This window comes from Spirosoma sp., assembly GCF_048594605.1.
Classification (GTDB): Bacteria; Bacteroidota; Bacteroidia; order Cytophagales; family Spirosomataceae; genus Spirosoma.
This window is the reverse complement of record NZ_JBMDWV010000402.1, coordinates 1-7,568: the sequence shown is the minus strand read 5'-3', so window position 1 is coordinate 7,568 and position 7,568 is coordinate 1. Positions and strand designations below refer to the sequence as shown.

The 7,568-nt window shown below is 45.3% G+C and carries 6 protein-coding genes; 4 read left to right on the top strand and 2 right to left on the bottom strand.

The window, feature by feature from the left end:
• The 4 genes from priA to ACOJS8_RS25250 all read left to right on the top strand — a co-directional run.
• Positions 1-1,048: replication restart helicase PriA (gene priA, locus ACOJS8_RS25265; RefSeq protein ID WP_420151340.1), on the top strand; the 1,048-nt coding region annotated here is incomplete at its 5' end.
• Positions 1,049-1,158: 110 nt separating this feature from the next.
• Positions 1,159-2,595 (top strand): pyruvate kinase, encoded by a 1,437-nt coding sequence (gene pyk / locus ACOJS8_RS25260; RefSeq protein ID WP_420151339.1) that lies wholly within the window; start codon positions 1,159-1,161, stop codon positions 2,593-2,595.
• A 399-nt stretch (positions 2,596-2,994) separates the two neighbouring features.
• Complete coding sequence (locus tag ACOJS8_RS25255) at positions 2,995-5,553, top strand: circularly permuted type 2 ATP-grasp protein (protein WP_420151338.1); 2,559 nt, start codon at positions 2,995-2,997, stop codon at positions 5,551-5,553.
• Entirely contained in the window at positions 5,543-6,406 is an 864-nt protein-coding gene (locus ACOJS8_RS25250) for a transglutaminase family protein (protein ID WP_420151337.1), read from the top strand. The genes ACOJS8_RS25255 and ACOJS8_RS25250 overlap by 11 nt, the downstream gene beginning before the upstream one ends.
• A 135-nt stretch (positions 6,407-6,541) precedes the next feature.
• Here ACOJS8_RS25250 and ACOJS8_RS25245 read toward each other — a convergent pair whose 3' ends face one another.
• Positions 6,542-7,054, bottom strand: a complete 513-nt coding sequence (locus tag ACOJS8_RS25245; protein WP_420151336.1) for a DUF5606 domain-containing protein — start codon at positions 7,052-7,054, stop codon at positions 6,542-6,544.
• A gap of 77 nt (positions 7,055-7,131) precedes the next feature.
• Positions 7,132-7,568, bottom strand: a 437-nt coding sequence (locus tag ACOJS8_RS25240; RefSeq protein WP_420151335.1) for a GTP-binding protein, incomplete at its 5' end; no start/stop codon positions are given.

Below are 7,568 nucleotides of genomic sequence, written 5' to 3'. Positions count from 1 at the left end.
TATTATACTAGTAACTACGCAGCAGGAAAAGCGTCATAAAACTATGAAAAATGTGTTTTCGTCGACTCTACTTGGTGCACGGGAAATGAACCTTGAGCGAAAAGAGCAAAGTATACTGTTCCAGAACCGCCGGGGGTATTCACCTTACATGCAATGCGAAGACTGCGACTGGACGGCCGAATGCCACAACTGCGCTGTCAGCCTGACGTATCACCAGCGCGATGCCGAGTTACGCTGTCACTATTGCGGTCATAAAGACCCTGTTCCGCGCACCTGCCCAGCCTGTGGCTCGACCAAAGTACGTACTATCGGTTTTGGGACGGAGAAGCTAGAGGATCAGTTGCAGATTTTTTTTCCGCAATCCCGCGTGCTACGTATGGATTTGGATACAACCCGCGCCAAAAATGCGTATCAGCAAATTATTCAGGAATTTGAAGGCGGACAGGTCGATATTCTGGTTGGAACGCAGATGATTACGAAAGGACTGGATTTCGACAACGTTAGTTTAGTTGGTATTTTCGACGTTGACCGACTTATTCGATTTCCCGATTTTCGAGCGACCGAGCGGGCGTTTCAAATGATTACGCAGGTAAGCGGACGCGCCGGACGACGCGCCGGACGACAAGGCACGGTGCTGGTTCAGACCAGCAATCCGCATCAACCCATTCTGCAAAAAGTAATTGACAACGACTACAAAGGGCTTTACGAAGAAGAAATCCAGGAGCGGCAGAATTTTAGCTACCCTCCTTTCGTACGGCTCATTAAATTAACGGTTCGCCATACGGATAAAATCATTAGCCATCAGGCGGCCGAGCGCCTTGCCGCCGAACTAACCGACGCCCTGGGGAGTAGCCGCGTTCTGGGGCCGGAGGAACCCCTCGTCGAACGGATCAGAAATCAATTTCTGTTCGATATTCTGGTCAAACTGGAGCGCGACAAATTAAATGTTAAAGCTGTAAAAACATATATTCAGGAACGTATCAACGACATTCTAACTGACAAGGGGCTACGTCAGGTAAGTATCGTTGCTGATGTAGACTGCTTGTGAGTTAGGTGAACTCTTCCGTAAAATTTCAGTAAACACCACGGTTTATAAGACCATACGGTTATTTTTGCACTGGCCTTCGGCCAATTTTGCCCAATTTTTTCCGTCTCTTCATGTCCAAGAAAACCAAGATCGTAGCCACTGTTGGCCCGGCTTCCGAAACAAAAGAACAATTGTTGGCATTAGCCCAGGCTGGCGTAAACGTGTTCCGGCTCAATTTCTCCCACGGTACGCACGACGATCACCTCATGCGCCTTAACCGTATTCGCGAAATAAACGAAGAATATAACCTCAATCTCTGCATACTGCAGGATTTGCAGGGTCCAAAAATACGTATCGGCAACGTCGAGAATAAAGACGGAGTAATGATTGTTCCCGGCCAGGAGCTTGTTTTCACAAACGAGGATATTATCGGCACAGCGCAACGTGTCAGTACGCCCTACAAAGACATGTACAAGGATGTACACCCAGGCGAACGAATTCTGATGGACGACGGGAAGTTAGAAGTAAAGGTACTTCGTAAAGAGGGCACTGACGTAGTGACGGAAGTTGTGTATGGCGGGCCCATGAAATCCAAAAAGGGCGTAAACCTGCCGAATACAAAAGTGTCGATGCCAGCCGTAACCGAAAAAGACTGGGCTGACCTCAAATTCGGACTCGAACACAATGTCGAATGGATTGCGCTATCGTTTGTGCGCGAAGCATCTGAAATCATTGAGATTAAAGAATATATTAAGGCGCAAGGCAAGGTAAGTCGTGTAGTTGCCAAAATTGAAAAGCCTGAAGCCATTCAGAATATCGATTCGATCATTGCTGCTACTGACGGACTGATGGTGGCCCGAGGAGACTTAGGCGTCGAACTACCCGCCGAAGAAGTGCCGATGATTCAGAAGATGCTGGTCGAGAAATGCAATCGGGCTGCTAAGCCTGTAATTGTGGCCACGCAGATGCTCGAGAGTATGATTGATGCTCCTCGCCCAACCCGTGCCGAGATCAATGATATTGCCAACTCCGTAATGGATGGGGCCGACGCCGTAATGCTCAGTGCCGAAACGGCATCGGGCAAATACCCGATTCTGGCGGTTGAAAGCATGGCAAATACAATCCGGCAGGTAGAGGCTACTACCGATAAAATCTATTATCGGTACCATGCCCACGTTAATGAGGAGCCGACGCAGAACGCCATCAACGACAACGTAGTGATGAGCGCCTGCCGACTGGCCCGCGACACAAAAGCCAAGGCAATTATTGGTATTACGAACTCAGGTTATACGGCTGTACGGATATCGCATCACCGTCCTAAAGCCGATTTGTACGTTTTCTCAAATGATCCACAGCTACGGAATACACTCGGCCTGTATTGGGGCGTTCAGGTAATGCCATTTGAGCCTGATCTAAGCTTAACCGTAGACCAGACGGTAGAAGGTATTAAGCAAACGTTGATCGGGCAGGGCAAACTCGTTTCTGGCGACATCTTTATCAATACGCTCAGTATGCCTCTGACGCAGGCCCGGCGAACGAATACCGTAAAGCTAAGCACTGTGGAATAACACTACGTCGTAAGCATTTCAAACCGACAAAGGCCGGGATCTCCGTACAGGAAATCCTGGCCTTTGCGTTTGCCACCTAAATTGGTCTTAATCAAAATTTTTAAAACAAAATTTTGGCCTTTCTACCGAACAGAGAAGAAAACTCTGATAATTTATCATACATAGACAATTTTAATATACAATTTCTCCTGTTTATAGCCTATCGTTATATTACTTTGCGATTCGTCTATTAGCGTTATGGTTTCCACAAAATATAGAGCCAGTTTGCCTGCAAGCTAGGCTAGCCAAAGGTCCCAGTCGATTTACGTGCCTATAGTGCCGAATACTGAGCAACGTTTGGTTCAAATTTGATAGCGTTTAAGGATTGAAAAAAGAACGTAGTTACCAGTCAATAGAGCCATGGTTTCAGAATCAGCTAGTAGTCTACTTGACTCATATCAGTATAAATTAAACTCGTATGATGAGGTACTAGCTCCTGATGGCGCCATAAAACCTCACTGGAAGAAATTATTTGCTTCGCTGGAAGAAATTGGTAGCGAAGAACTCCGAAACCGTTCCCAGGAGATCAAAAATAAAATTCGCGAGAATGGCGTCACCTACAATATTTACCAGCGGACTGGCGGCCTGAACAGTCCCTGGAAACTGGATCTGATTCCTTTTCTAATTGAGCAAAAGGAATGGCAGCTAATCTCGAAAGGTCTGCAACAGCGGGCTATTCTTCTGGACCTGATTCTACGGGATATTTACGATCAGCGCAAACTTATCAAGGAGGGCTTGCTACCCGCCGAACTCGTCTATAATAATACAGGATTTTTCCGCGCCTGTCACGACGTAAAGCTGCCTACTCAAAACCAGCTAATAATGTATGCGGCAGACATGGCTCGTGGCCCCGATGGTCGGATGTGGGTTATTGACAATCGAACTCAGGCACCCTCAGGATCAGGTTACGCGCTGGAAAACAGGCAGATCATCAGCAAAATAATGCCTGAGCTGGCCCGAGATATGTATGTCAGCAGGTTATCTCCTTTTTTCACGCAGGCTCAGCAGTCAATTTTCAAAGTGTTCAGAGAAAAATCCGAATCCTTAAATGTCGTTTATTTAACGCCCGGTCCCAACAACGAAACCTATTTTGAACATGCTTACCTGGCTTCTTATCTAGGCTATACACTTGTGCAGGGCGACGATCTGATTGTAAAAAATGGCTTTGCCTGGGTAAAAGCCATCGATGGATTACAGCGGGTCGATATAATAATTCGACGAATCGATGACGAGTGGTGCGATCCGCTTGAGTTGCGTCTCGATTCACGGTTAGGTGTTCCGGGGCTTTTGCAAGTGATACGTAATGGGAACGTAATGGTGATTAACCCGCCGGGAAGCAGTGTGGTTGAAAACTCAGCTTTCAATGCTTTTTTACCCCCGCTATGTCGGCATTTTCTGGGCGAAGAGCTGATCTTACCGTCGGTAGCAACCTGGTGGTGCGGACAGCCCAGAGAGCTTCAGAACACACTGGATAATCTAGACAGGCTTATCATTAAAAAAGCAAACCGAAAACAGGTCTTTCGGTCGGTATACGGAAAAGAGCTAACCCAAGATCAACGGGCAGAGTTACGGCTACAGATTCTGCAAAATCCCACGGAATACGTAGCGCAGGAAGAAGTCAGCTTTTCAACCACACCTGCTTTTGTCGACGGTCAGCTTGAGCCCAGGTATGCGGCTATCCGGGCCTTTCTAACGGCTACACCCAGCGGCTACCAGGTAATGGACGGTGGCCTGACGCGCAGTTCGTCTATAAAAGATAAGTTTACCTTTTCAAATCAGTACGGGAACGTATCAAAAGACACCTGGATCATTTCCGATGAAGCTGAAGTGATTCGGGAACGTATCAAACTTCCAGTTGCGCCCTATCAGCAATTACAAGCTTCGTTACCCAGCCGCAGCGCCGAAAATTTGTACTGGGCCGCCCGTTACAGCGAACGTAGCATGAGTACCACTACGTACTTAATGATCACGCTGAATGCCTTAAATTTTCAGCGTAATTTTGGCAGCCAAAACAAGACACAACATATTGAAATACTATTAAAAACGGTATCGAACTTAATTCAGATTGAGCCTTATTTTTCCGATGACCATAAGGAATCTTTTGTGAATCCTTATCCGATTATCGCTGAGAGTATTTCAAACGTAACGAAGCCAACAACTATTACGTCATCTGTTCAGTCTTTTCTAAGAGCAATGATGGCGGTTCGTGATCAGTGGAACAATGTAACCTGGCGCACAATTGATGTAATTGAAAATATCAATCAGAAGCTTCAGCAAATTCACTCGAGCCATAATGCCAACGACATACATAATACGCTGAATAGCCTGCAAAGTAATTTGTTAACGTTCTACGGAATTATAAACGAGTCGATTCCACGTAACAACGGTTATTACCTGTTCGAAACCGGGAAATTAATCGAACGAATTCTGTCAAAAATTTTAATACTTAGATCAATATTTAACATTAAAACAGAATCATTTATTGAAAATGAATTGCTCGAAGCGGTGCTTATGAATCACTTTGCGTTATCGCATTACCGCGCTACGTACAAAACAAATTTTGAAAAGGAATACGTACTGGATATGATCCTGTTAGACAAACATATTCCGTCTTCCCTGGCCTACTTATTAGATTCGCTGGACTACAGCCTTAGCCAGTTACCCCAGGCTTCAGTACGTCTAAGTAAATCCAGAAAGGCAATTCTGGAGGCAGTGACGCAAATTAAGCTGATTGATATAGCCGAAATTGCTACGGTCGAGCCAACATCGCAGGTCTACGATAAATTAGACACTATTCTGTCCCGCGTTTACGAATTGATTCTATCTGTGTCCGATTATACGACGAATCAGTATTTCAATCATACAGCCACTCAGCATTCTATTACTGAAACAATTGTTGACTTGAATAATGGAGTATAGATTATTTCATAAAACGCAGTATGATTATAGCGAAAATGTAAATAATTATCACGGATTAGCTTGCATTACGCCCAAGAATTTGGCTTATCAAACCTGTCGCGATTTCTCATTGTCTATCTTCCCAACGCCCGACGAGATTTATTCACGCACAGATTTTTTTGGTAATACGATCCATTATTTTTCGATTCATAAACCGCATGCAAAACTGGCTATTTTATCAAAAAGTATAGTTGAAACGCACGCAGTAGCTGTTGTAGATTTTACAATAACAAATAAGGAGGTCAGAGAAAAACTTCAGAACGACCTATCGTTAAAAAACAGCCTGCTTGATTATTTACTTCCCAGCCCGTTTGTACAATGGGATAACGAAATAAGGACGTTCGCCGATGATTGCTTTAATGATAATGAGTCATTTTATAAAAGCGCGCATTCGCTATGCCATAAAATCTATTCGTATTTCACATACGTTCCGGGCTTTACAACTATTTATACACCCCTAAAAACTGTATTGCAGGAGCGAAAAGGGGTTTGCCAGGACTTTTCTCATCTGGCCATTGCCTGCCTACGTAGTATGGGATTCGCGGCACGGTACATCAGCGGCTACCTTGAAACTGAACCATTGCCCGGCGAGACGAAGTTGCAGGGTTCCGACGCTACGCATGCCTGGATATCCGTGTATATTCCCGCTGTTGGGTGGTGCGATTTTGACCCAACCAATGATTTAATTCCGCAGGACCGTCATATTGTCACGGCCTGGGGGCGCGATTTCAGCGATGTGTCTCCTCTGAAAGGAATCATTTTTAGCACAGGAAAACACGCTTTTCAGGTAGCTGTCGATGTTATTCCGCTCTGATGGGCTCACTACGCGTATCCGCCTTCCCGACAACTCACTAAAAAGCCGCGAAACCAAAGGTCATCGCGGCTTTTTCGTTCTCACTGAAAATGAAGACGTTTTATGTATTATACTCAGTTGGTATAATAACTCTATTTATGCTTTTTGTGTTTTCTTCGGCTTTTCTTCTTTGGCTTCTCCGCTTGCGGGCACTTCCGCTACTATCGGCTCTTCGGTTGTCTCTGCTTGTTTCTCCTCTGTTGATTTTTCAAACACTTCAGGGGCAAATTGACGCAGAATACCGTACCAGCTAATGAGTTTCTTAATATCGGTGACCCGCACACGCTCACGGTCATAATTTGGTACTACAGATGCCATGAAATCGGCTAATTGATCATTTGTACCTTTCGCATCAACGGTCAATTCATCGCCGTATTTATCATCAATTGCCTGAAGCACCTCAGCTAACGGGATAGATTGTTCATCACTATCGCCGTCCACGTAAATAGAAATATCGTTCAAAACCGAAACGCGGGCCGTGGGGCCCATCATGGTTTTGGATTTTTTGTCATCTAATGTCTCGACTATAACGCCCGCCCGACCAGGTTTTAGAATTCGGTAAAGACCGCTGTAGCCAGCAACATTGGCAATCTGTTTTAATGCTTCCATAAATAAACTTTGTAATTGGGTAACGTGGGTTTTAGTGGGTGTATTGTTTTTAACGTGTGAAAGAAATAATTGAATGGTTAATTGCCCGCTTTCGGTGCTTTTCCTTTTCCGCTCTTTTGCTCGGTAATAAATTCGTTATTCAGTGGCCGGATAAATGCGAGAAGTTCTTCGCGACCGGCACTCGTAACGGCCGACGTAACAAAAAACTGGGGCGCTTCCTCCCATGTTTCAAGTAACTTAGCCTGGTATGTATCCAATGCCACCTGAAGTTTAGTTGGCCCTAATTTCTCTGTTTTCGTAAATACAATCACAAAAGGGAGCCCCCGCTCGCCCAGATTAGTCATGAAATCAAGGTCTATTTTCTGAGGCTCAATCCGCGAATCGACCAGTACGAAAATACAGAGTAGATTTGGGCGACTCGTCAGATAACCGTCGATCAGGGCCGCAAATTTCTCGCGCTCCGTTTTACTCACCTGGGCATAGCCATAGCCCGGCAAATCGACCAGATACCATT